This is a genomic window from Bacillus sp. SIMBA_154, from assembly GCF_046536015.1.
GTDB lineage: Bacteria > Bacillota > Bacilli > Bacillales > Bacillaceae > Bacillus > Bacillus pumilus_P.
This window is the reverse complement of sequence record NZ_JAWJBV010000001.1, coordinates 484,358-504,942: the sequence shown is the minus strand read 5'-3', so window position 1 is coordinate 504,942 and position 20,585 is coordinate 484,358. Positions and strand designations below refer to the sequence as shown.

The following is a 20,585-nucleotide window of genomic DNA, read 5'->3' as shown; positions in this document are numbered from 1 at the left end:
AATTTGCTGACTTGTATAGGCGGAGGTACAACTTATGATGAAAAATCAAAGTAATTTCGCTTTAATAACCGCTCCATGCTCATTAATTCTTCGTATGACATTTTTTCTGGAAGTTTTGTTTGGTCCACTAAAATTAATTGATCTTCTATCTCTTTTACCGTCTCATCCTTTTGATATGTCATTCCGCAATGCATGCAAGAAATGGACGGCGTGTCGATAATTTCAATGGATTGTGTGCCAGTGATCAGCTCCCAATAGACGGTTGTCTGCTCCGCGTTTGCTTTGTTTTCCTCACACCAATCACATGTCAGCAAGGTTATTTCTCCTCCTTTACAGTTTCTTCTTTTTTGAGCTGCGCTTGATATTTCTTCTCTTTTAATTGATCCCGTTTTTCACGTTTGTTTTTGAGCGTATCATGCTCAGGATTTGTCTCATATGCTTCTCTTCGTTTCATCCGGCTTAAATTTTCAGGCGTAAACGATCTTGCTTCATCTTGAAATAGAGCAGTGACGCCAATTGCCGGTTCTTGTTTTTCTTCATAAATTTCATTAAAATACGCATCTCCCTGGCCTGCGACGTAATGCTCTGGCTCTGGGTACGATGTGATGACGCCTTCAAAGTTACGAAGGACGACTTTGTCAGGGCTTTGCGATAATAAATAATTTGGCTGCAGGGCGATCTTTCCTCCGCCTCCTGGGGCATCTACAACAAAGCTTGGCACTGCATAACCGCTCGTATGCCCTCTTAAGCCTTCAATGATTTCAAGTCCTTTTGAGACGGGTGTTCTAAAGTGACCAATGCCCTCAGATAAATCACATTGATAAATATAATAAGGTCTGACGCGAATCTTCACGAGATCGTGCATCAGCTTCTTCATAATTGGAACACTGTCATTAATACCCGCTAGGATCACGGCCTGATTGCCTACAGGGACACCGGCATTCACAAGACGTTCACACGCTTCCTTTGCTTCTTTTGTGATTTCAATACTTGTATTGAAATGGGTATTCAGCCAGACCGGATGATATTTTTTCAAAATCTCACACAGTTCATCTGTAATTCTTTGCGGAAAGACAACCGGCGCGCGGGTACCAATACGAATGATCTCAACGTGCGGAATGTCTCGTAAGTTTTTCAAAATGTATTCGAGCACTTGATCATTGATTAACAGCCCATCTCCGCCTGAAATTAACACATCCCGCACCTCAGGTGTTTCTCTAATATAGCCAATTGCAGCATCTAGTTGCTTTTTTGGTACGCCCATGCCGATCTGTCCGGAAAAACGTCTTCTCGTGCAATAGCGGCAGTACATGGAGCACTGATTTGTCACAAGAAACAGCACACGATCTGGGTACCGGTGCGTTAAACCTGGGACAGGTGAATCCTCATCTTCATGAAGCGGGTCTTCCAGGTCATATTTTGTTTTATGAAGCTCCTCTGCAATTGGCACAGATTGCATGCGCACCGGACATCTTGGATCGTCTGGATTCATCAGTGAGGCATAGTAGGGTGTAATGTTGAGTGGAATGGTTTTGGTGGAAATCTTCACCCCTTCTTTTTCCTCTTCTGTTAAGTTCACGATTTTTTCTAAATCATCAAGCGTTTTAACGGTATGCGTCAACTGCCAAATCCAGTCGTTCCACTTTTCCTCGGGTACATCTTTCCAAAGCTCAATGTCCTTCCAATGACGCGTTGGTTCATACAGTTTCTGATTCATATCCATTCCCCCTATCAGCATTCACTTTATACTATGCAAGTTATGTGCCAACATGGGAAAATGCCCCTATTGTTTACAAAAGGAGCTTTTTTCACCATATTTTCATGATTGGAAGTGCCTACATTTCGGCATCTGCATATTTCTTCAGTTTGTATTGCAGCGTTTGTCGAGGGATCTTTAAGGCTGCGGCGGTTCGTTTAATATTCCCGTTATGCTTACTTAAAGCTTCTTGAATCAATGTTTGTTCAAATGAAGTAACCTGACTTTTTAATGTGGACTGCTGAGATTCGTTTTCTCTCTTCTGAGCCCGTAAATGAGCAGGAAGATATGCCGGGGTGATGTCTTCCGCTTCCTTTGGCATCATCAAAACAGCATGCTCAATGGTATGTTTTAATTCTCGGACGTTCCCTGGCCAGTGGTGCGCCATAAACAATTGTGCCGTTTCTTCAGAAAGGCGGGTGACATTTTTAGAAAACTGGTGATGATAGGTTTGAATGAAATGATGGGATAGCAGCTTGATATCTTGCTTTCTCGCTCGAAGCGGTGGAATATGAAAAGATGACACATGCAGTCTATAAAATAAGTCTTCTCTTAAAATTTGCTTTTTAACCGCTTCAAATGGATCTATATTGAGTGCAGTAATGACTCTGACATCCACTTTAATGGCCTTTGCACCACCGATGCGGCGCACAACGCCATCTTCTAACACACGTAATAATTTTGTTTGCAGCGTGAGCGGCATCGCTTGCAGCTCATCAAGAAAAAGCGTGCCCCCATCTGCTAATTCAAAAAGCCCCTTGCGATCAATTGCGCCCGTATAGCTCCCTTTGACAGATCCAAACAATAGACTCTCAAGTAATGATTCTGGAAGCGCTGCGCAGTTTTGCGGAATGAACACCTGGTTTTTTCGGTCAGATTCATGGACAATGGCTTGTACAAGCACTTCTTTTCCTGTCCCTGTTTCCCCGTAGACGACAACAGACGAAGGATAAGCAGCTGCTTTTTTTGCCTTCTCAAGCATCTCTTTTAAGAGCGGATCATTTGTTAAAAATGAAGAAAAATCATGCATTTGGTCTGTCTCAGAAACACCATTCGTTCGTTTTTTTTGATCTAAACGATTTGAAAGTGCCGACAGCTTTGATACATCTTTTGCTACTTCCACTGCTCCTATTAACTTGTTATCTTCAATAATGGGCAATGTGGTGTTGACCGTTTCAATTTTTTCTCCATTTTTATTCAAATACGTTTGTAAAGAATGATAAATGGGCTTCCCCGTTCTGAGGACATGCATGAGTGTACTTGTTTTTTCAGTTAACGATGGGTACACATCAAGGATGTACTTGCCAATCACCTCTTCTTTTTGTAAACAGTCAAATTTAGCGGCATTGTGATTATAAAAGATCGTGACCCCTTGATCATCTACAACGTGAATGGCTTCATCGATGGCTTCTAAAATTAATTCAAACCAATCCGCTCTTTCGACAACCTTCCCCATTCTTTCCCCCTCACTTTCAGTGCCGGAAAATCGGCATCTATCGCCCAATTTTCAGCGGCTTGTTCGTGTTCATATGGTTCCCCTGTCCTTTTCACGTTTCGCTTTTTCCTTTCGATTTCCTGCTTTTTTCGTCTATTGCAAAAAAAGCCCCCCTTTTATGAGGAGTGCTTCCGACCTGATGTTTGATAAAGAGACATATCGAATTCTTGCAGCGATTTCCATATACAGCGGTACAATTGGCTTTTACTTCTTGAAAAAATGCAAATCGAGAAGGATGCAGCTTGATTGGCTGATAGTAAAGCGCAAATAACTTCACTACCTCAGGGACAATCTATCATACTGTAAGGAACGCTCACTCTTAGCTGATTTTTTGCATGTTTAAAAACCGCACTGTGTCAAACACTTCCCGACCATCACTCTTTGGAATACATTCCACTAATTAAGTGGTTACGTGACAATGCCTCCCACATTCCGACCATTTAATAATTGTTTAATCCCATTCTAAATTACCTCTCTTTTCATGTAATCTTTACTAGAATGTGAAATTCATTTTATTTAGCCTAAGCATTTGAAAACTTTAAAAAAATGCAAGATGATTACATGAAAAAAACGAATGATTGAACATTCTGCTTATACCAAAAAAAGTGAATGGCATATACATAGTGGTGAGTTTAAATAAAAAAGAAAGGATGGGGAGCAAATGAGTGACAGTCGTACCGAGTTAAGAAGACAACTATTGAACCTATTCTTCAGACCGCTTAGCGACGCGTTAACAGTCAATATTGACGAAGGAGGAACCGAAATGGCAAATCAATTAAATAATCTATTAAGTGAAGTAGCTCTTGGATCATTATCAGCTTCAGCTTCAGTTTCAACCTCTGCTGGAACACCCACTTCACTTCAAGGAGCAAGATGGATTTTCTCAACACTTACACCAGGAACGGTTATTACTATTGTAACTGATTCTGGAGACGTCATTGGACCCGTTACATTTGTAACATTCGATGCTTCAACTGGTATCGTTTTTGTGACACAGGAATCTGCTGTTACACCTAACGGATCTGGAATCACTCTAATAGATGTAGATAAAATTGAAAGTGTTACCATCCCATCATAATGTGAGAGGGTTATCATGAAGCTACTTTATATCAGCTCTGGCTACGGAGGGATCTATCAAACTTTCGATCAATGGATAGTAGAAAGCTTCATCGATTCACCCTTTTCATGTTTAAAGATGGAAAGAGAATCTCTACTGACGCACATGCACAAAATCCGGACATTTTCTCCGGATTTTGTTTTCATGATGATCGGTGATCGTGTTCCAAAAGAAGTGCTTCAGCAATTCAAACAAGAACAGATACCAGTGGTCCTATGGATGACAGAAGACCCTTTTTATACAGATGTGTCAGCCAGCTGTGCACATGATGCACACATGATTTTGACAATTGACGAAGGCACACTGCCTTTTTATAAACAATTAGGTGTTCATCACGCACACTACTTTCCCATTCCGACAAATACACGTGTATTTCAGAAAAAAATGCCGCCAGCAGATTCGTTCCTCTATGATATTGCATTGATCGGTTATCCTTATCCAAATCGCATCAAATCGATCCGTGCACTATTGCAACAGCACAAATGGCGTATTCTCGTTGCAGGGAAGGAATGGCACCGTCACTTAAATAAATCTCGCAGACTATATCGTGATCTGACACTCGTGACCAATTGGCTGAACCCTCAGCAAATGGCCAAAATGTATGAGCAGTCAGCCATTATCCTTAATCCACACAGGCCTGCTCAATTTGCTTATAACCGAAACAAAGCAATGATTGAAAATATAAGTTTGAACAACAGAGCATTTGATATCGCAGCAAGTGGAAGTTTTCAATTGACGAATATAAATCCTCCAGGTGCTTTTTCAAGCTTTGCCTTTTACACTCATGAAGACGACTTGATTGAGAAAGTCGAATATTATGTATCAAATGATGAGAAAAGAAAGGCGATATCTCTTAAAAATTACGAACAAGTCGTTTCTTGGAATACATTTGACACGCTGCCATATAGGCTGTGTGAAATGGTAAAGAGCACCCTATAACCGGGCGCTTTAAATTGTTGACAAAGGGCTAAAATGATCTTTATTTTAGCCCTTTGTCTTCTTTTCAGCGTGATCGGAAACCTTTGAAGTCTAGGGAAGACGAGTACCGGCGCGTAGCGAGTTTAAGATTCGTGAGCACCGGCACTTGGACTGACAAAGAATGCGAGGGTTTGTCTACACGCTGGAGCGCCCTATAACAGGGCGCTTTTCCTTTTTTATATCAGTTTTATACTGTCCCTTTCGTATCTCGTCGTGCCAATAATACTTTCTCTACCTCTGTCCTATCTGCCTCAGTTTTGAAAACAAGCGAATGTGTGCGATCCATGATGTATGCCCCAACAGACCCTTCTAAAAATGAGTGTATGCATTCTTTTGCATAATGAGCATGAAAAGCATATACAGCGCCATTTAGACGACCATACGTATAAGGATGTTCTTGCTTTGGAATAAAAAAATGATGATTGTCCTTATACAACGTCGCTTCATTGTTGTCATGCAGTGTCCATGTTTCGTTTGGGTTTTCTAGCGCCTCTGTAAAAGAAGCGGTACAATCATAACTCCCTTCTACAAGAAGCTCCAGGCATTTCTCAATATCAATCGGCTCTCTCAGTGGAGATGCTGGATGCAGATACAGGACAATATCAAACGTCTTCCCTTCCCGCTCTAAATAAGCAAGCGCATGCTTCACAGCTAGTAATGAAGGCGTTTGTTCAGTCACATGTGTGCTTGGAAGCTCAATGACATTTGCTCCGTAGTGGGACGAAATAATTTGAGTATTCACATCATGTGAAGAGACGATAATTTCATCTAACTCAACCATTTGGAGGAGCGGCTGAATGGTCCAATAAATAAGCGGTCGCTCCGCCAATAGACGAATATATTCATCATGATGATCTTGCTGCCTATGAAAAGCTGGTATCAAAGCTAAAATACGTTTTCCCCTATACATGTATGTTCTTCTCCCCTCACGCCCAGCTCAATATCGAGCGAAAAAACTTCCTCTACTTTTTCACCCACCATGAAGCTGTTGGCAGTATTGAAGTGTTTTTCTCTCGTTCTTTCTACTTTTTCTTTGATCTCTCCATATTCTATTAAGAAGCCAAATGAAAAGTTATAATTTGTTCACCTAATTTATGCATGAAGTGGTTTTTTTCCTCAAACGTCTGCCGCTCTTTCACATATGATGCAAAGTAGAGAAATAAGAGTTGGGGGATTGGATATGTCCAAACAGATAGAAACAAGTATGAAGACCTTTTTTCGTGACAAAACGATTTTAGTCACAGGCGGTACTGGTTCGATCGGCCGGCAAATCGTGAAAAAGTTAACAGCATGCTCTCCAAAGAAGGTCATTGTATTTAGCAAAGATGACAGCAAACAATACATGATGAAAAATGAGTATGCAGAATATCCAGAGGTCGTATTTGCACTTGGAGATGTGCGGGATGCAAGCCGCGTGAGACAGCTCGTCAAAGGGGTTGATATCATCTTTCATGCAGCAGCCTTAAAACAAGTACCCTCTTGTGAAGATAATCCATTTGAAGCCGTTCAAACCAATATCATCGGCGGGCAGCATGTTATTGAAGCAGCGATCGAACATGAAGTCAGTCATGTGGTTAACATTTCAACAGACAAAGCCGTCGCTCCGACAAATGCCATGGGTGCAACAAAATTGATTTCAGAAAAACTATTTTTCCAAGCAAACGAAAGTATTCCGAATCAAAAAACGATGTTTTGCTCTGTACGCTTTGGCAATGTGCTTGGATCAAGGGGTTCCGTCATTCCGATCATGCTCCAGCAGCTGTTAAATGAGAAGCCTTTGACCGTGACAGACCCTAATATGACACGTTTTTTTATGTCCATTGAAGAGGCTGTATCCCTCACACTTGAAGCAGCGATCATGATGAAAGGCGGCGAAACGTTCATTCTCAAGATGGAATCATTACAGCTTGCTGATCTATTAAAGGCGTTTCATGAATATGCCAGTCAAATCAACGTCGCATCTCCAGATATTCTCGTTATCGGGAAAAGACCCGGAGAAAAACTTCACGAGGAGCTCACATTCCCGCACGAGGCAGATGCACTGTTTGAACATGAACAATTTTATGCGATCTTACCGAGACCACATCTGCACCCTGCCTTCCAAAAAGTCGATTTGACCAATTACACGTCAAATGAAGCACCGCTCATTACAAAAGCGAAGCTATTCCATATCATCGAACAATTACATCACACGCATCATAAAAAATAAAAAATCGTCACACGGAAGCAGATGCTTTCCATGTGACGATTTTTAAATGAATTATTCAAATAGATGTGCCAAATGACCGTAGCCTTCTTTTTCAAGAACATCCTTTGGGATAAACTTCAAAGCGGCTGAGTTAATGCAATATCGAAGACCGTTTGGCCCTGGTCCATCAGGAAAGACATGACCAAGATGAGAATCAGCTGTTTTGCTGCGAACCTCTGTCCGAACCATACCATGACTCGTATCAACCTTCTCCGCTACTTCCTCGCCTTCAATCGGTTTTGTAAAACTTGGCCAGCCGCAATGGGCATCAAACTTATCGAAAGAAGAAAACAATGGCTTGCCTGAAATGATATCCACATAAATGCCCTCTTCTTTGTGGTCCCAAAATTCATTTTGAAATGGCGGCTCAGTGCCATTATTTTGCGTGACCTCGTACTGCATCCGGTTTAATTCTTTGATGCGCTGCTCTTTTTCATTTGCCATTATTTATCACTCCAATGGGATTGAATAAAACCCGCTCTACCCGAACCGACATGATATCGTTCGTAGTGCATTTTGTTCTTTTTATAATAGTGCTGATGATATTCCTCTGCGGGATAAAAAGGACCAGCCTCTAAAATTTCTGTGACGATTGGCTTTTGGAAAATTCCGCTTTGACTCAGCTGCTCTTTCGAAGCTTCTGCAAGCTTTCGCTGCTCCTCATTATGAACATAAATACCTGTACGGTAGGACTCTCCTCTATCACCAAATTGCCCTCCATCATCTGTTGGGTCTATTTGCTGCCAATACAGTTCTAATAGTTTTTCATACGGGAAAACGTCAGGATCAAATGTGATTTGAACCGCTTCTCTATGTCCCGTTGTATTTGTACATACTTCCTCATAGGTCGGATTCACTGTATGTCCGCCAGTATACCCTGATTCAACTTTGATAATGCCTGGCTGTTCATCAAAAGGTTTAACCATACACCAGAAACAGCCTCCAGCAAATGTGGCTAATTCTTGTTTTTCAGACATATTAGTGCCCCCTTCATTTAAAAAATGGTATCATCATATTATAACATGATAAAAAATAATGAAAATGATACGACTTGTATACCTAAAATGAACGAAAGCTTTCTATCGTATCTTAACATATAATGGGGGTTTAATGATTGGAACAAAGAAAACAAATGATGTATGAAATGGATACTTTACTGAGAACCGTATTTAAGCAGATACGTTATGAAATTAACAGCCTGCTCGATAACGAATTATCTCGAAATGAATTTCTCATTTTAAATCTACTCCGTGAGCAAGGTGCAAAAAAAGTAACGGAATTCGCTTCGATTCTTGGGGTGTCAGCAAGCCATATTACAGCAGTGACCGACACACTTGTAGAAAAGGGCTGGATCACTCGTATCCGCTCAAAAGAGGATCGCCGCATCATCAAAATCCACTTAACCGATAAGGGTAAGGAAATTACTGAGCATTTTGAAAAAAAGAAAACAGAATACTTTATGGAACGATTTGAATCATTTGATGATGAAGAACTCAAAACGATGATCAAATTATTCAAAAAGCTGGATAAAAGTCAAAAGGATTAAGCATAGATTTTAGCGCTTAGGACATGCTACGGATAAAAAGAGGTGGATGAACTATGACAAGCCCTTATCTTTGTCCAAACTGTAAAACCAACAGAACGCGCTTTAATCTGATTGAGCAGCTTTCAGAACCTGTGAAGCTTGATCCGGCGACTGGAGCAGTTGTCGAAACATACAAAGGAGATCAGCTTTCTCCTTTTCACATGAGCTATCAAGGACCTCAACTCAAAGTCCAGTGCGGCGTTTGCGGTTTAATTGAGGATGAAAAAACATTCATTAAGCTAGCTGAATATCATCAATATTCTTCTCCTTCTTAACATGCAGGTCTGACGGAAAACGTCAGGCTTTTTTCTATGTTTCTTTTGCCTATACAGATCGTCCCTTTCGTGCATACGCTACAAAAAACACCATCGTATGAGAAAGAAGGAATGATAACATGCAGCAGCTCTGTGATATTAATGACTTTCCATATCGTCCATCAGCTACCGTCTACCAATACCATCAGAGACATACTTCTCAAAAAGCCGTTATTCGACTATTTCACGCTGCACCAGATCTAAGTGAGCTCGCTGTATTTGTGAATCGGCAGCAGATCGTGAGAACGATGCCGTATGGCCAGCTGACAGCTTATATGGAGTGGGATGAGGGTGTTTATGAGATAGAAGTATTCAAGCTGGCTACAAAAGAAAGGGTTCTTTATTCTCGCAAGATGCTCCAGGGAGACGAGACTTACACACTGTGTATCACAGGGGCTCGAACAGGCTTTGCATTGCTAACAGAGCGCCAAGATTCTCTTATCAAGCAAGATGACCTATCAGCACTTACATTTGTCCAGCTGTCTCCAGACCTCCCTTCCATTGATATATATGAACGTGATCAAGGAATGTTATCAAAGGAGCTTGGTTATGTGAGCGGCACCCAAACTCATCATTTCTCTCCAAATAAGTATCATTTTGAACTGAAAGCTTCCGGTACTCAAAGTGTACTGCTTGATATCCCAAAAGTTCACCTGCAAACAAAGCACGCATACCTCATTTTGCTTCATGGTTTTGCAAACGGAGAGCCAGAGCTCATGGCGAAGGTGGCCTTGTCTCGCCAAATATAAAAAGAGCCTTTCCAGATGGAAAAGGCTCCGAGCGTGTAGACAAACCCTCGCATTCTGTGTCAGTCCTGTGTGCTGGTGCTCACAAATCTCAAATTCGCTCCGCTCCAGTACTCGGCCTTCCTAGACTTCAAGGGTTTTCATACCACGCTGAAAAGAAGACAAAGGGCTAAAATAAGGTCATTTTAGCCCTTTGTCAACAATCTGAGAGCCTTTCCAAATGGAATAGGCTCCTTACGAGACATCTTCAGCTTTTTCTTGCTTTTGAAAATCAAAAGCAAGAATCATGATGCCTAAAAATAATGCACAATAGGCAATATTTAAGTAAAACTGATCGATATTTTCTGCTTTTAAATCAGTGGCAGCCGTAATGCCAAAGTACGCAGCAAATAAAAGCGACAGTAAACTAAAATATTGATAGATTCGCTTCATGATTTCACTCCTGACTTGCACGTTCTATTGTTTTGGATGGTAATATGAGAATTCGATTTCATCGTTCTCAAGATCAATTTTGTTCGCTTTGACATACATATCATTCGTCAGTGGCATTTCTGAAAGGCGCACTTCAACCGTTTTTTGGTCTGGTTTCACATGAACGAATTCTGGCAGTTCATAAAACTGACCCATGTAGCTTAAAACAAAACTGATCGGAATGCTCAATTGTCCAATTGAAAAGTCATCCACTTTCAGCAGGACATCACCATTATCTTCAACAGTTGGCGTAAATGACACGTTTGCATCAATGGTTGAAGAGAAGGCTTTAATCGCGCCTGTTACTTTCACATCTTGATCAATCGCAACATGAAAGTCAGGCATATCACTTGATCCTTGATTTTTCAAATAATCATTTACAAAGCTGGTCAGCGATTCTTTTGAGCTAGAAATGTTAAAAGAATACTCGCTTTTCGCTTCTTTTTCTGAAGCGGATTGACCGCCTGGCAGCAGCATCAAAATGCCGCACGCAACAACAATCAATAGATTGATGGCAAGTAAAATAAAAAATAAGCTTTTCCATTTTTTCATATGTTCACCCTATTCCTTCGGCAGTCCTTCTTTTTTCACTTCTGAGAATAAACGATTTGCCATAAGAGAGTACCCCTTTTGGTTTGGGTGGAAATCATCATCTGCCAGTAATTTTTCATCAGAATCTTCTTCAAATAAATCTGCCACATTGATCATGTCAGCATTGCCGTCTTTTTTCAGTTCTTTTTTAGCGACCGCGTTCCAGTCTTTGACAACTTCATCGATATCTCTCAGCTCAGTCAGACTGAACTTAAAGGGATTATACATACTTACATACATGATCTTCGCGTGGTCATTATGTTCTCTCAGTTGAGCAAGAATGGTTTTAAAGCGCTCCTCAAAAGGACCTTGCTCTTTTTGAAAAGGAGCAAAAGTCAAATTGAGTACATTTTGACGGACGACATGCATTAAGTCATTTCCTCCGATCGTAAAGAAAATATAATCAGCGTCTTTCAGCCCATCTTGCACCTTTTTCTCTTTTAATCTCTTTAATAAATCTACCGTTCTACTGCCTTTAACAGCATAGTTTTTTAATGTAACAGATTGCACGCCGTCCACCGCTTCTATCTTGTCGCGGGTGATGCCTGCATACCCCTTTTTATTTTGATCTCCGATTCCTTCTGTTAAGGAATCTCCAACCGCTGCGATGGTAATATGTTCTTTTACGTTTTGTGTGTCTTCTAGTTTATCCTTTATGCCAGCCTCTTTTGCAGAACATGCAGAAAGAACAAAAGCTAGAGACATCACAATCAAAATCAAACGAGCTTTCAAACGATGATGTCCCTCCTTTTTCTAATTAAAAAAGTTTACCATGTTTTCGCTCATTTGAACATCCTTATGCTAGCTTCGGTTAAGCGTTTTGATGTCCTTGATGATTTCATCATATGGTGTATTTTGTACGCCATCATAATTTTTCATCACTTTCCCTTCTTGATCGACTAGGAAAAACAGTGATTGATGAATGACTTGGTCTTCATCTTCAGGTTTTTTCACAATGGTTTTAAAGCTCTTCATGGCGAATTTTTCAATCGCTGACTGTGAGTAACCAGTGAGGAAATCCCAATTTTTAAAGGACAATGGATATGCTTTAGCAAATTCCTTTAGCTTTTTCGGTGAGTCCACCTCTGGGTCAACACTAAAGGAAATGATATGCGCATCCAATTTTTCTTCTTTTAACCGTTTTTGCAGCTCTGTCATATGAGCAGTCATAGGCGGACAGATCGTTTCACAGCTTGTGAAAATAAAATCTGCAATCCATACTTTCCCCTTCAAATCATCCAGTGACACCTTTTGACCCTCTTGGTTTTGATACTCAAACGGCTGTATTTGATAATTTAACGCATCCTTGATTTGTCCATTTGAACACGATACTAAAAGAAGCACGCTTATCATCATAAGCGCACCAAGCAAGGCTCCCCTTTTTCTATACATGATATGCCCATCCCCTTTTTCAATCAATCGGTATAAAAAGTAAAGCCTATTGCTCCCTTTCCAGTATGACAGGAAATAATCGGAGTTGTGTAGGCGATATCAACAAGTGCATCAGGTGTGTGATCGAGCAGTGCTGATTTGAGCTTTTCTGCAAGCTCCAATGCATCTGCGTGCGCAATCCCAATTGCCTGAACGGTTTTTCCTTTCACCGCCTGTACATACTGTTTTGTCAGATAGCGGACAAGAGCAGAGTAGCTTCTCACATTCGCTTCCGGCGTGTATACTCCGTCTGTTAAGCTGGCAATTGGTTTGATGTGAAGAAGTGAGCCGATAAGCGCCTTTCCTCTTCCAATCCTTCCACCCTTCACGAGATTTTCTAATGTATCAATTGTGACATATAGCTTTGTTTTATGGCGGATTTTCCCCACTTCTTTGATGATGTCTTCACGGCTTGCACCCTTTTTTGCAAGTTCTGCTGCTTTGATGACTTGAAACCCTAATCCATAGGAGATAAAGTTTGAATCAATCACCGTGATGTTTCCATCCACCATTTTCGAAGCGCTTTCAGCAGTTTGAACTGTACCACTCATTCCACCGGTTAAATGAATACTAATGACTTCGCTTCCATCTGCCGTCAGCGTTTCATATAATTCGACGAATTGACCGATTGCAGGTTGAGACGTTTTCGGCAATTCCTCAGCGGCCTCCATTTTATGAATAAATTCATCAGGCTGCAAATTCACTCGGTCAATATAATCAACTCCAGAAATGGAGATATTGAGCGGAATCACGTGAATTGAAAGATCATTGATTTTCTCTTGCGGAAGATCTACAGTTGAATCAGTTACAATTTTAATTTGTTTCACTATCGTCTCATCCTTGCTGTCTTAGTCTTTACTTATGATATTACCTTATTTCCTGTATTCTTGAAAACAACTGTCCTCACGTTTTTGAAATTGTCACATTTTCTTCTTTTCATGAAAAAAATCCTTGCCAACTGAGCAGCCGCCTTTTCTAAACGGCGCTCACTCCTTTTGACAAAGATTCCTATTTATGCATTGTGTTTCAGTGTAGGCTGCTGATAGATCTGTTCATATGTGCTCCACTTGACGTTACGTTTCACGTACTCCCTGAAAGAGTACACATCTCTCTTTCCTTTAGATACATAGACTTTTTTCAAGAAAGCTTCAAGTCTAAAGGTGAGCATGAAACAATACGTCTCATCCCCCTTTAGAACAGGGATTTCTGTTACCTTGATCTGATCTCCATCCATCCGTCTAAAACATATTGTTTTGAGCAGCACAAACGATCAATCCTCTTTTCCAATGATCTGTTAAGCCTAAATAAATAGGTGGAATAAATCTTGATCTTTATTCACTTCAACATAGTGGAAGCCTTTTTTATTCATCCGCTTAATCAGCGCCGCATAGTCATTTCTTTCTTTCAATTCGATGCCAACAAGTGCGGGACCTTTGCTTCGATTATTCTTTTTCGTATATTCAAAGCGTGAGATATCATCATTTGGCCCTAACACTTCATCTAAAAACTCCCTGAGAGCTCCTGCTCTTTGCGGAAAATTGACGATAAAGTAATGTTGAAGCCCTTCATAAATCATTGAGCGTTCTTTGATTTCTTGCATTCTGCCAATGTCATTATTTCCCCCGCTGACAATACAGACAACATTTTTGCCTTTAATCTCCTCGCGATGCGCTTCTAATGCCGCGATCGGCAAGGCGCCTGCTGGCTCTGCTACAATCGCACATTGATTATACAGCTCTAAAATGGTTGTACACACTTTTCCTTCTGGTACAAGACTAATTTTATCGACAACGGATTGAAGGGACGTAAACGTCTTTTCACCAATCCGCTGAACCGCTGCCCCGTCTACAAACTTATCAATCGAATCAAGTGTCACAACCTCTCCCTTCTCATGGGAAGCATGCAGTGAAGCTGCGCCAAGCGGCTCGACAGCAATGATTTCGGTTTCTGGTGCAATGTTTTTGATATATGTGCCAACGCCAGATAGCAGTCCGCCACCTCCGACGCTTGCAAATAAAAAGTGAGGCTCCATATCGATATCATTTAATATTTCTACAGCAGTTGTTCCTTGTCCTGCCATCACATCCAAATCATCAAACGGATGGATAAATTCGCGCTTTTCCTTATCTCCGCATTTTACTGCTTCATGATAGGAATCATCAAACGTATCTCCGGTTAAGATAATTTCAACATATTCTTTTCCGAAAAGCTCCACTTGAGATACTTTTTGCCTTGGCGTCGTAGCCGGCATAAAGATTTTCCCGTGGATACCTAAATATTTACAAGAATAGGCAACACCTTGCGCGTGATTTCCAGCACTTGCACAGACAATGCCGTTTTCTAGTTTATTTTTTGGCAGCTGGCTCATTTTATTAAAAGCGCCTCTTAATTTAAAGGAACGAACTACTTGAAGATCCTCTCTTTTTAAGTAGACATTACATTCATATCGTTCAGAAAGTCGCTCATTTTTTTGAAGCGGTGTATGAGTCACTACATCCTTCAAATTTTGATGGGCTTTTAAGATGTCTTTCACTTGAATTAGCGTGTTTTCTTTGAGCAACGGTTTCATGTACAAGATCCTTTCTCTTTAACCTTATTTAATTTGTCATTATAACATGAATATTCAAAAAATAAACTAATAGATCATGGATCAAACATAAATTTCGTGAACTTTTTCGTTTTACTATACATTTGTTCCAATTGGGTGTTATAATTAAACCAATTAGAACCATAAGGAAAGGAATCACCCTATGACCACACGTCCGTTTACTTCTATATATGGAGAGCACCAAGATATGAAGCACGCCATTCATTTGGCAAAACAATTCACGCAAAACAAGCAGCCTGTCTTAATAACGGGGGAAATCGGAACAGGCAAAACATTATTTGCCCAAGAAATGGCAAATACTTCTGTTCCTCACGCTTCGCTGACACATATTTATTGCCCGACATTGGATGAAGAGACCTTACAGAAAGCATTCACTCAAAAGAAGAATCAAGCTCTTTATTTAGACGAAATTGGCGCATTAAGTATTCCTATGCAGCATCAGCTCATTCGTTTTCTAGAAACTTCACCTGCAACAAAAATCATCGCTTCTTCGTCTTTATCATTAGAGGCATTGAGGGTTTCATCTACCTTTTTACCTGAGCTATTTTATCGTCTCAACGTACTCCATCTGTCCATTCCGTCTTTAGCAGATCGAAAAACAGATATTCCTGCTTTAACTACTGCCTTTTTCAAAGAGCTGGGCATACAGCCTGACATTGATACAAGTGTTTGGGAAACCTTGCAGCAGTATCCATTTGAAGGCAATGTACAAGAGCTCAAAAATATGGTTCATTACGCTGCAGCGATTCTCGAGGGGCAAACGGTTTTCTTACACCACTTACCGCCTTTTGTGTTATTACCTCAACACGCAGCGGCTGGAAAAGGAAAAAAAGAAGAGCACCAGCTTACACTTATGGAGAAACAAGAATTTGTTTTCTTACTTGAAGCCATTAAAGCACTGAATGAAAAAGGAGAAGCAGCAAGCAGACGACTCTTGTCTGAATTAAGCAAACAAGGTGACATTCCGCTGACCCCTCAGCAGGTGAGGAGCCGATTAGATGATCTTGAGAAAAAAGCATACGTGACGAAAGGAAAAGGCAGGGCTGGAACGAAGATTACACTTGAAGGTCTTTCATTCCTGAAGTCGCTTGATGGTTATATACCGATTCAATAAAGGAGGAAATCTATTGTTTACTGTAAAAGAAGAAATTGCAAACGCCGTTACACATGGCATTGGGGTTATTTTATCCATTCCAGCCATTGTTTTTCTCGTTTTATTCGCTGTTCAATACGGCACAGTCACAGACATTATTAGCTTTTCGATATTTGGTGCATCCATGCTGCTGCTTTATTTAAGCTCGACCCTGCTTCATAGCATTCGGCACAAAAAAACAAAAGATGTGTTTGAGATTCTCGACCACTCTGCTATTTATGTATTGATTGCTGGTACATATACACCCTTTTTACTTGGACCATTAAAAGGCGCACTCGGCTATACTCTACTTGCGATTGTATGGGCTCTTGCTGCAGGTGGTATTGTCTTTAAAATCTTTTTCGTCAAACGGTTTATCGTTGTATCCACTCTCGTTTATTTATTAATGGGCTGGATGATTATCATCGCCATCAAACCACTCTACATTCAATTAACGGGAGCAGGATTCGGCTTATTACTGTTAGGCGGTCTATTATATTCGGTCGGAACCATCTTTTATATTTGGCGTAAAATCCCTTATCATCATGCGATTTGGCACAGCTTTGTTCTCGGCGGAAGTGCGTCGATGTTTTTCTGCATCCTATTCTATTGTGTCAGCATCCCAGCGGCATAGAAAAACCAGCATCCACTTTCGGATGCTGGTTTTTCTATGCGCGCTTTTGAACGTAATCACTGATCACGACAGGTGCTTTAATATGAATATCGACATTGACAGGACGCAGCCTTTTCACGATCTTCCCTGTTAAAAGCCGATCCGTTCCGCTTGTTTCAATCGTAACAAGCGGACAATTACATTCTTCGGCAAGCGCCTCTGCAATGGCACGATATTTTTCTGAAAGCAATACACTCTGCCCAGACATGACCCTTTCTTTTGCTTCTTCTAACAATCCCTCATCAGACTGATTGTGACGAATAACCGCCATCTTTTTCAGCCATTGTTTTAAGATGGGGTAGCGAAACAGATTCGGCTTCGCCATGAAAGCAAATGGCTTCTCAAGGTGCCCAATTAATAATGTCGTTGTCACCGGATTAAGCTCATGGGTGACATAAATGACCGGTCCATCCGGCAGCTTCTTTTTCTGATGGATGGTCATCACTGATCCTGACTGATCAATACATCCTCTTGCAAACCTTTTCGCATGCTCATGAATGAGTTGCATTCGTTTCGTATAGGAAATGCGCGGATCAGTTAATTCATGATCATACAAATGCCTCATACTTTTTAAAAAGGATACAACAACATAAATCGTTAAAAACCAATAACGAAACAACCGTACTCCTCCTACTCATTTATCCTTCTTTTCTGTCATATACGACAAATTCATAATTGTAGGGGTTCTTTTCGTCACGATGGCCTTTTTCGCGTGATACAATCGTCCATTCGTCTTCATTGTAATGAGGAAAATAGCGGTCACCTTCAAAAGCATGATGAATGTGCGTGATGTAAAGACGATCCGCATATGGCATCATTTCCTCATACAGCTTAGATCCGCCAATGATAAATAATTCTTTCTCATTCTTCCCGATTGTTAAAATGTCAGCAATTGAATGGACAACCTCACATCCCTCTCTTTGAAAAGAAGGACTTGTGGTTAAGACGATATTACGGCGGTTAGGCAACGCTCGTCCAATCGATTCAAATGTTTTCCTGCCCATGACAATGGTATGGCCGCCTGTGACTTTTTTAAAATAAGCTAAATCCGCGGGTAAATGCCACGGCATTTGATTATCTTGACCAATGACTCTGTCTTTACCTGTCGCCACAATCATAGAAATCATACACTGACTTCTCCTTTAATATGCGGATGTGGATCATAGTTCTCAAGTACAAAATCATCAAACGTAAAATCAAAAATGCTCTTTACATCTCTTGTGATGCGAAGCTGCGGAAGTGTGCGCTCCTCGCGCTCCAGCTGCATTTTCACCTGCGGAAGATGATTTTGATAAATATGAGCATCCCCAAGTGTATGAATAAACTCTCCTGGCTCAAGATTTGTCACTTTGGCAATCATCATCGTTAGAAGTGCATATGAAGCAATATTAAAAGGCACGCCTAAAAAGATATCTGCCGATCTTTGATAAAGCTGGCAGGATAATTTACCGTTTGATACGTAAAATTGAAACAAACAATGACAAGGAGGCAGGGCCATTTGATCAATTTCTCCTGGATTCCAAGCACTGACGATGAGTCTTCTTGAATTCGGATTGTGCTCAATATCATGGATCAGCCTGCTGATCTGATCCACGGTCTCTCCATCTCCGCTATCCCATGATCTCCACTGCGCACCATACACACGGCCTAGTTCTCCATTCTCATCTGCCCATTCGTTCCAAATACGGACACCATTTTCTTGAAGATATTTGACATTTGTATCACCTTTTAAAAACCACAGTAACTCATGAATGATTGATTTCAGGTGTAATTTCTTGGTTGTTAATAAAGGAAACCCTTCCTGTAAATCAAATCTCATTTGGTAACCGAACGTGCTGATTGTGCCTGTTCCCGTTCTGTCACCTTTTTCATCCCCGTGCTGTAATACATGACGGCATAACTCTTTGTATTGTTTCATTTTTTTCATCCTTTATTTATGTTCTTGTTGTAGTTTACCTTATTTCTGCTTTTGTTGAAACCAAAAAAACACGTCTGCGTGATGAGCAGACATGTTTTTCTTATTATACTTGATTCACTCGATCCTGCTCTTCGTCCTTAATATCTTGGTGAGAGTGAGCAATGCGGCTTGCTGCTGCTGCTGCAAGTGCAGCGACAAGATCATCAAGGAAGGTGTGTACTTCTCCTGGACGACCTTCATCTAATTCTCGAATAATACCAAATTTCTCTTTATCTAAATAACCGAAGTTGGTCAAACCGATTGATCCATATACATTGACAATGGAAAGCGGAATAATTTCGTCAATTCCATACAGCGGCTCATCTGTTTCAACTAAGTGCTGTAAAGGTTCTGGCAGAAGCTTTTTTTCTGCCAGCTGATCAAGGGCAAGCCCTGTTAAAACAGCATGGACAATTTCCCTTTTCTTCAGCACTTTTTCAACATTTTCAATGCAGACACTAAGCGGGAGATTCGGATGATATTTTTCTTGAAGCTTAAGCACAATGTGTGCGATATCTTCAATTTTCACTCCGCGATCGTTTAACATTTGTTTTGTAATGTGCACCATTTCGTTCATTGTATACTTTTTCAATTGGCATGACATCTCCTTCTAGTGGCTCATCCAGCTCGGCGGGGTGTTTTTGTCCCAGTAAATATTACCGAGTTCATGGTGCGTCTGGAATCCATCTTCTGCTGTATGGTAATGAAAGTTAAACCAATATCCGCTATGAGGCGGCTGATCTCTTCTCACATGAAAACGGAGCAAATCTTCTCCGGTCTTCCGGTTGTAAATGTGAAAGATTTTTTCGCCATTTCCGCTGGAAGGTTGATCAGTTAAAACAACATCTTGAAATTTTTCGTCATCTTTGAAATTTGTTAAAAAGTCGGTTAACACTTGTTCAATCTTCGGTTGAATCTCTTCTCTGTACTCGTCCTCAATGACAGGTGTGATTTTATGACCAAATTTGAGAAAGGATTGGTTTTCTGCACTTGATAGAACCTCTTGCTTATATTGCTCAAAGGGATCTATCCGCTCTTTGTTGTCCTCTTGCGATAGTTCCCAGCTGCGCGTTTCATCTGATGTATCATAAACAGCTGTATAAGGGGACTTATCAGATGAAGAAAGTTCAGATGGCTTGTCTGTCATCAAAGCCGATGGAGGAGAGATTAAACCAAAAGTTGCAATCGTAAAGAGTGCAACAAGCGTTTTTCTCATCCACATCTTCATGATATCTAATTCCTTCCATAAGTTATCATACTGCTATTCTAGCATATAATGAATTTTCAGTCATTCAATTTGGTCATTGATTTGAGACTTTCTTTTTCATAATAAAACGTTTACAATGACAGTAACAGCGACTAAAATTTGGGAGGAATGGGTATGCTTGAAGGGTTTTTCGTCACGGCTTCCTTGCTGACATTATTTTATTTTGTCTATATGGAGATCACAGATTAAAAGCCCCTAATGAGGGCTTTTCAGATT

27 protein-coding genes and 1 pseudogene are annotated in these 20,585 nt (G+C 40.6%); 8 read left to right on the top strand and 20 right to left on the bottom strand.

Annotated features, from left to right (window positions below):
- Positions 1-32: 32 nt before the first annotated feature.
- From R0K30_RS03060 to R0K30_RS03040, 5 genes and pseudogenes are all read right to left on the bottom strand, one after another.
- Positions 33-314: a YokU family protein gene (locus R0K30_RS03060; RefSeq protein ID WP_099728722.1), complete on the bottom strand. Its 282-nt coding sequence runs from the start codon at positions 312-314 to the stop codon at positions 33-35.
- A 2-nt stretch (positions 315-316) separates the two neighbouring features.
- Positions 317-1,717, bottom strand: coding sequence for a lysine 2,3-aminomutase (gene kamA, locus R0K30_RS03055; protein WP_099728721.1), 1,401 nt, complete (start codon positions 1,715-1,717; stop codon positions 317-319).
- Between the two features lie 118 nt (positions 1,718-1,835).
- A complete protein-coding gene (locus R0K30_RS03050; protein WP_410609055.1) occupies positions 1,836-3,212 on the bottom strand; it encodes a sigma-54 interaction domain-containing protein in 1,377 nt (458 codons plus the stop codon).
- Complete coding sequence (locus R0K30_RS03045) at positions 3,173-3,307, bottom strand: hypothetical protein (protein WP_283775132.1); 135 nt, start codon at positions 3,305-3,307, stop codon at positions 3,173-3,175. The genes R0K30_RS03050 and R0K30_RS03045 overlap by 40 nt, the downstream gene beginning before the upstream one ends.
- A gap of 60 nt (positions 3,308-3,367) precedes the next feature.
- Positions 3,368-3,543 (bottom strand): annotated as a pseudogene (locus R0K30_RS03040) (glycosyltransferase family 2 protein); the annotation flags it as partial.
- A gap of 369 nt (positions 3,544-3,912) precedes the next feature.
- Between R0K30_RS03040 and R0K30_RS03035 the strand changes: the two are divergent.
- The gene (locus R0K30_RS03035; protein ID WP_099728719.1) at positions 3,913-4,329 is read left to right on the top strand and encodes a hypothetical protein; all 417 of its coding nucleotides are present in this window, start codon (positions 3,913-3,915) and stop codon (positions 4,327-4,329) included.
- A 15-nt stretch (positions 4,330-4,344) separates the two neighbouring features.
- Positions 4,345-5,307, top strand: coding sequence for a CgeB family protein (locus R0K30_RS03030; protein WP_099728718.1), 963 nt, complete (start codon positions 4,345-4,347; stop codon positions 5,305-5,307).
- A gap of 226 nt (positions 5,308-5,533) precedes the next feature.
- Here R0K30_RS03030 and R0K30_RS03025 read toward each other — a convergent pair whose 3' ends face one another.
- The gene (locus R0K30_RS03025; protein ID WP_099728717.1) at positions 5,534-6,256 is read right to left on the bottom strand and encodes an acylneuraminate cytidylyltransferase family protein; all 723 of its coding nucleotides are present in this window, start codon (positions 6,254-6,256) and stop codon (positions 5,534-5,536) included.
- 270 nt (positions 6,257-6,526) lie between these two features.
- Here R0K30_RS03025 and R0K30_RS03020 point away from each other — a divergent pair, with 270 nt between their 5' ends.
- Positions 6,527-7,555: an SDR family NAD(P)-dependent oxidoreductase gene (locus R0K30_RS03020; protein WP_099728716.1), complete on the top strand. Its 1,029-nt coding sequence runs from the start codon at positions 6,527-6,529 to the stop codon at positions 7,553-7,555.
- Positions 7,556-7,606: 51 nt separating this feature from the next.
- Here the strand turns inward: R0K30_RS03020 and msrB are convergent, their stop codons facing one another.
- Together msrB and msrA are read right to left on the bottom strand one after the other, a co-directional pair.
- Positions 7,607-8,038, bottom strand: a complete 432-nt coding sequence (msrB, locus tag R0K30_RS03015; protein WP_410609050.1) for a peptide-methionine (R)-S-oxide reductase MsrB — start codon at positions 8,036-8,038, stop codon at positions 7,607-7,609.
- Complete coding sequence (gene msrA / locus R0K30_RS03010; RefSeq protein WP_099728714.1) at positions 8,038-8,571, bottom strand: peptide-methionine (S)-S-oxide reductase MsrA; 534 nt, start codon at positions 8,569-8,571, stop codon at positions 8,038-8,040. The genes msrB and msrA overlap by 1 nt, the downstream gene beginning before the upstream one ends.
- A gap of 137 nt (positions 8,572-8,708) precedes the next feature.
- Between msrA and R0K30_RS03005 the strand changes: the two genes are divergently transcribed.
- The 3 genes from R0K30_RS03005 (at position 8,709) to R0K30_RS02995 (ending at position 10,242) form a co-directional block, all read left to right on the top strand.
- Complete coding sequence (locus R0K30_RS03005) at positions 8,709-9,140, top strand: MarR family transcriptional regulator (RefSeq protein ID WP_099728713.1); 432 nt, start codon at positions 8,709-8,711, stop codon at positions 9,138-9,140.
- Between the two features lie 53 nt (positions 9,141-9,193).
- Complete coding sequence (locus R0K30_RS03000; protein ID WP_099728712.1) at positions 9,194-9,454, top strand: DNA alkylation repair protein; 261 nt, start codon at positions 9,194-9,196, stop codon at positions 9,452-9,454.
- A gap of 119 nt (positions 9,455-9,573) precedes the next feature.
- Positions 9,574-10,242, top strand: a complete 669-nt coding sequence (locus R0K30_RS02995; protein WP_410609046.1) for a DUF4397 domain-containing protein — start codon at positions 9,574-9,576, stop codon at positions 10,240-10,242.
- Between the two features lie 231 nt (positions 10,243-10,473).
- Here R0K30_RS02995 and ypmT read toward each other — a convergent pair whose 3' ends face one another.
- The 7 genes from ypmT to ilvA form a co-directional block, all read right to left on the bottom strand.
- Complete coding sequence (gene ypmT, locus R0K30_RS02990; RefSeq protein ID WP_099728709.1) at positions 10,474-10,671, bottom strand: protein YpmT; 198 nt, start codon at positions 10,669-10,671, stop codon at positions 10,474-10,476.
- 24 nt (positions 10,672-10,695) lie between these two features.
- The gene (locus R0K30_RS02985) at positions 10,696-11,262 is read right to left on the bottom strand and encodes a YpmS family protein (protein ID WP_099728708.1); all 567 of its coding nucleotides are present in this window, start codon (positions 11,260-11,262) and stop codon (positions 10,696-10,698) included.
- A gap of 9 nt (positions 11,263-11,271) precedes the next feature.
- Complete coding sequence (locus R0K30_RS02980; protein WP_230030300.1) at positions 11,272-12,033, bottom strand: SGNH/GDSL hydrolase family protein; 762 nt, start codon at positions 12,031-12,033, stop codon at positions 11,272-11,274.
- 69 nt (positions 12,034-12,102) lie between these two features.
- Positions 12,103-12,693, bottom strand: coding sequence for an SCO family protein (locus R0K30_RS02975; RefSeq protein ID WP_099728732.1), 591 nt, complete (start codon positions 12,691-12,693; stop codon positions 12,103-12,105).
- Between the two features lie 23 nt (positions 12,694-12,716).
- The gene (locus R0K30_RS02970; protein WP_410609043.1) at positions 12,717-13,559 is read right to left on the bottom strand and encodes a DegV family protein; all 843 of its coding nucleotides are present in this window, start codon (positions 13,557-13,559) and stop codon (positions 12,717-12,719) included.
- Between the two features lie 185 nt (positions 13,560-13,744).
- On the bottom strand, positions 13,745-13,996 hold the full coding sequence (locus tag R0K30_RS02965) for a YpmP family protein (RefSeq protein WP_099728705.1): 252 nt from the start codon (positions 13,994-13,996) through the stop codon (positions 13,745-13,747).
- A 36-nt stretch (positions 13,997-14,032) separates the two neighbouring features.
- Positions 14,033-15,301: a threonine ammonia-lyase IlvA gene (gene ilvA / locus R0K30_RS02960; protein ID WP_410609040.1), complete on the bottom strand. Its 1,269-nt coding sequence runs from the start codon at positions 15,299-15,301 to the stop codon at positions 14,033-14,035.
- Positions 15,302-15,482: 181 nt separating this feature from the next.
- On the opposite strand from ilvA, the gene R0K30_RS02955 reads away from it, so the two are divergent.
- A complete protein-coding gene (locus R0K30_RS02955) occupies positions 15,483-16,454 on the top strand; it encodes a sigma 54-interacting transcriptional regulator (RefSeq protein ID WP_099728704.1) in 972 nt (323 codons plus the stop codon).
- Between the two features lie 13 nt (positions 16,455-16,467).
- A complete protein-coding gene (trhA, locus tag R0K30_RS02950; protein ID WP_099728703.1) occupies positions 16,468-17,106 on the top strand; it encodes a PAQR family membrane homeostasis protein TrhA in 639 nt (212 codons plus the stop codon).
- A 34-nt stretch (positions 17,107-17,140) separates the two neighbouring features.
- Here trhA and R0K30_RS02945 read toward each other — a convergent pair whose 3' ends face one another.
- From R0K30_RS02945 to R0K30_RS02925, 5 genes are all read right to left on the bottom strand, one after another.
- Positions 17,141-17,764, bottom strand: coding sequence for a lysophospholipid acyltransferase family protein (locus tag R0K30_RS02945; RefSeq protein WP_410609038.1), 624 nt, complete (start codon positions 17,762-17,764; stop codon positions 17,141-17,143).
- Between the two features lie 19 nt (positions 17,765-17,783).
- Positions 17,784-18,272, bottom strand: a complete 489-nt coding sequence (gene folA / locus R0K30_RS02940) for a type 3 dihydrofolate reductase (RefSeq protein WP_099728701.1) — start codon at positions 18,270-18,272, stop codon at positions 17,784-17,786.
- Positions 18,269-19,063, bottom strand: coding sequence for a thymidylate synthase (locus R0K30_RS02935; protein WP_099728700.1), 795 nt, complete (start codon positions 19,061-19,063; stop codon positions 18,269-18,271). Before R0K30_RS02935 ends, folA begins: the two co-directional genes overlap by 4 nt.
- A 103-nt stretch (positions 19,064-19,166) precedes the next feature.
- Positions 19,167-19,694, bottom strand: a complete 528-nt coding sequence (locus R0K30_RS02930; protein ID WP_099728699.1) for a phosphatidylglycerophosphatase A family protein — start codon at positions 19,692-19,694, stop codon at positions 19,167-19,169.
- Positions 19,695-19,712: 18 nt separating this feature from the next.
- Complete coding sequence (locus tag R0K30_RS02925) at positions 19,713-20,330, bottom strand: YpjP family protein (RefSeq protein ID WP_099728698.1); 618 nt, start codon at positions 20,328-20,330, stop codon at positions 19,713-19,715.
- Positions 20,331-20,585 lie beyond the last annotated feature (255 nt).

What these genes read in the sequence shown, in the direction of transcription:
- msrA (WP_099728714.1), bottom strand. Translation starts at nt 8,571, where the DNA reads ATGTCTGAAAAACAAGAATTAGCCACATTTGCTGGAGGCTGTTTCTGG.
- ypmT (WP_099728709.1), bottom strand. Translation starts at nt 10,671, where the DNA reads ATGAAGCGAATCTATCAATATTTTAGTTTACTGTCGCTTTTATTTGCT.
- R0K30_RS02925 (WP_099728698.1), bottom strand. Translation starts at nt 20,330, where the DNA reads ATGAAGATGTGGATGAGAAAAACGCTTGTTGCACTCTTTACGATTGCA.
- R0K30_RS03050 (WP_410609055.1), bottom strand. Translation starts at nt 3,212, where the DNA reads ATGGGGAAGGTTGTCGAAAGAGCGGATTGGTTTGAATTAATTTTAGAA.
- R0K30_RS02935 (WP_099728700.1), bottom strand. Translation starts at nt 19,063, where the DNA reads ATGAAACAATACAAAGAGTTATGCCGTCATGTATTACAGCACGGGGAT.
- R0K30_RS03020 (WP_099728716.1), top strand. Translation starts at nt 6,527, where the DNA reads ATGTCCAAACAGATAGAAACAAGTATGAAGACCTTTTTTCGTGACAAA.
- R0K30_RS02955 (WP_099728704.1), top strand. Translation starts at nt 15,483, where the DNA reads ATGACCACACGTCCGTTTACTTCTATATATGGAGAGCACCAAGATATG.
- msrB (WP_410609050.1), bottom strand. Translation starts at nt 8,038, where the DNA reads ATGGCAAATGAAAAAGAGCAGCGCATCAAAGAATTAAACCGGATGCAG.
- kamA (WP_099728721.1), bottom strand. Translation starts at nt 1,717, where the DNA reads ATGAATCAGAAACTGTATGAACCAACGCGTCATTGGAAGGACATTGAG.
- R0K30_RS02995 (WP_410609046.1), top strand. Translation starts at nt 9,574, where the DNA reads ATGCAGCAGCTCTGTGATATTAATGACTTTCCATATCGTCCATCAGCT.
- R0K30_RS02975 (WP_099728732.1), bottom strand. Translation starts at nt 12,693, where the DNA reads ATGTATAGAAAAAGGGGAGCCTTGCTTGGTGCGCTTATGATGATAAGC.
- R0K30_RS03000 (WP_099728712.1), top strand. Translation starts at nt 9,194, where the DNA reads ATGACAAGCCCTTATCTTTGTCCAAACTGTAAAACCAACAGAACGCGC.
- folA (WP_099728701.1), bottom strand. Translation starts at nt 18,272, where the DNA reads ATGATTTCTATGATTGTGGCGACAGGTAAAGACAGAGTCATTGGTCAA.
- ilvA (WP_410609040.1), bottom strand. Translation starts at nt 15,301, where the DNA reads ATGAAACCGTTGCTCAAAGAAAACACGCTAATTCAAGTGAAAGACATC.
- R0K30_RS02985 (WP_099728708.1), bottom strand. Translation starts at nt 11,262, where the DNA reads ATGAAAAAATGGAAAAGCTTATTTTTTATTTTACTTGCCATCAATCTA.
- R0K30_RS03030 (WP_099728718.1), top strand. Translation starts at nt 4,345, where the DNA reads ATGAAGCTACTTTATATCAGCTCTGGCTACGGAGGGATCTATCAAACT.
- R0K30_RS03035 (WP_099728719.1), top strand. Translation starts at nt 3,913, where the DNA reads ATGAGTGACAGTCGTACCGAGTTAAGAAGACAACTATTGAACCTATTC.
- R0K30_RS03025 (WP_099728717.1), bottom strand. Translation starts at nt 6,256, where the DNA reads ATGTATAGGGGAAAACGTATTTTAGCTTTGATACCAGCTTTTCATAGG.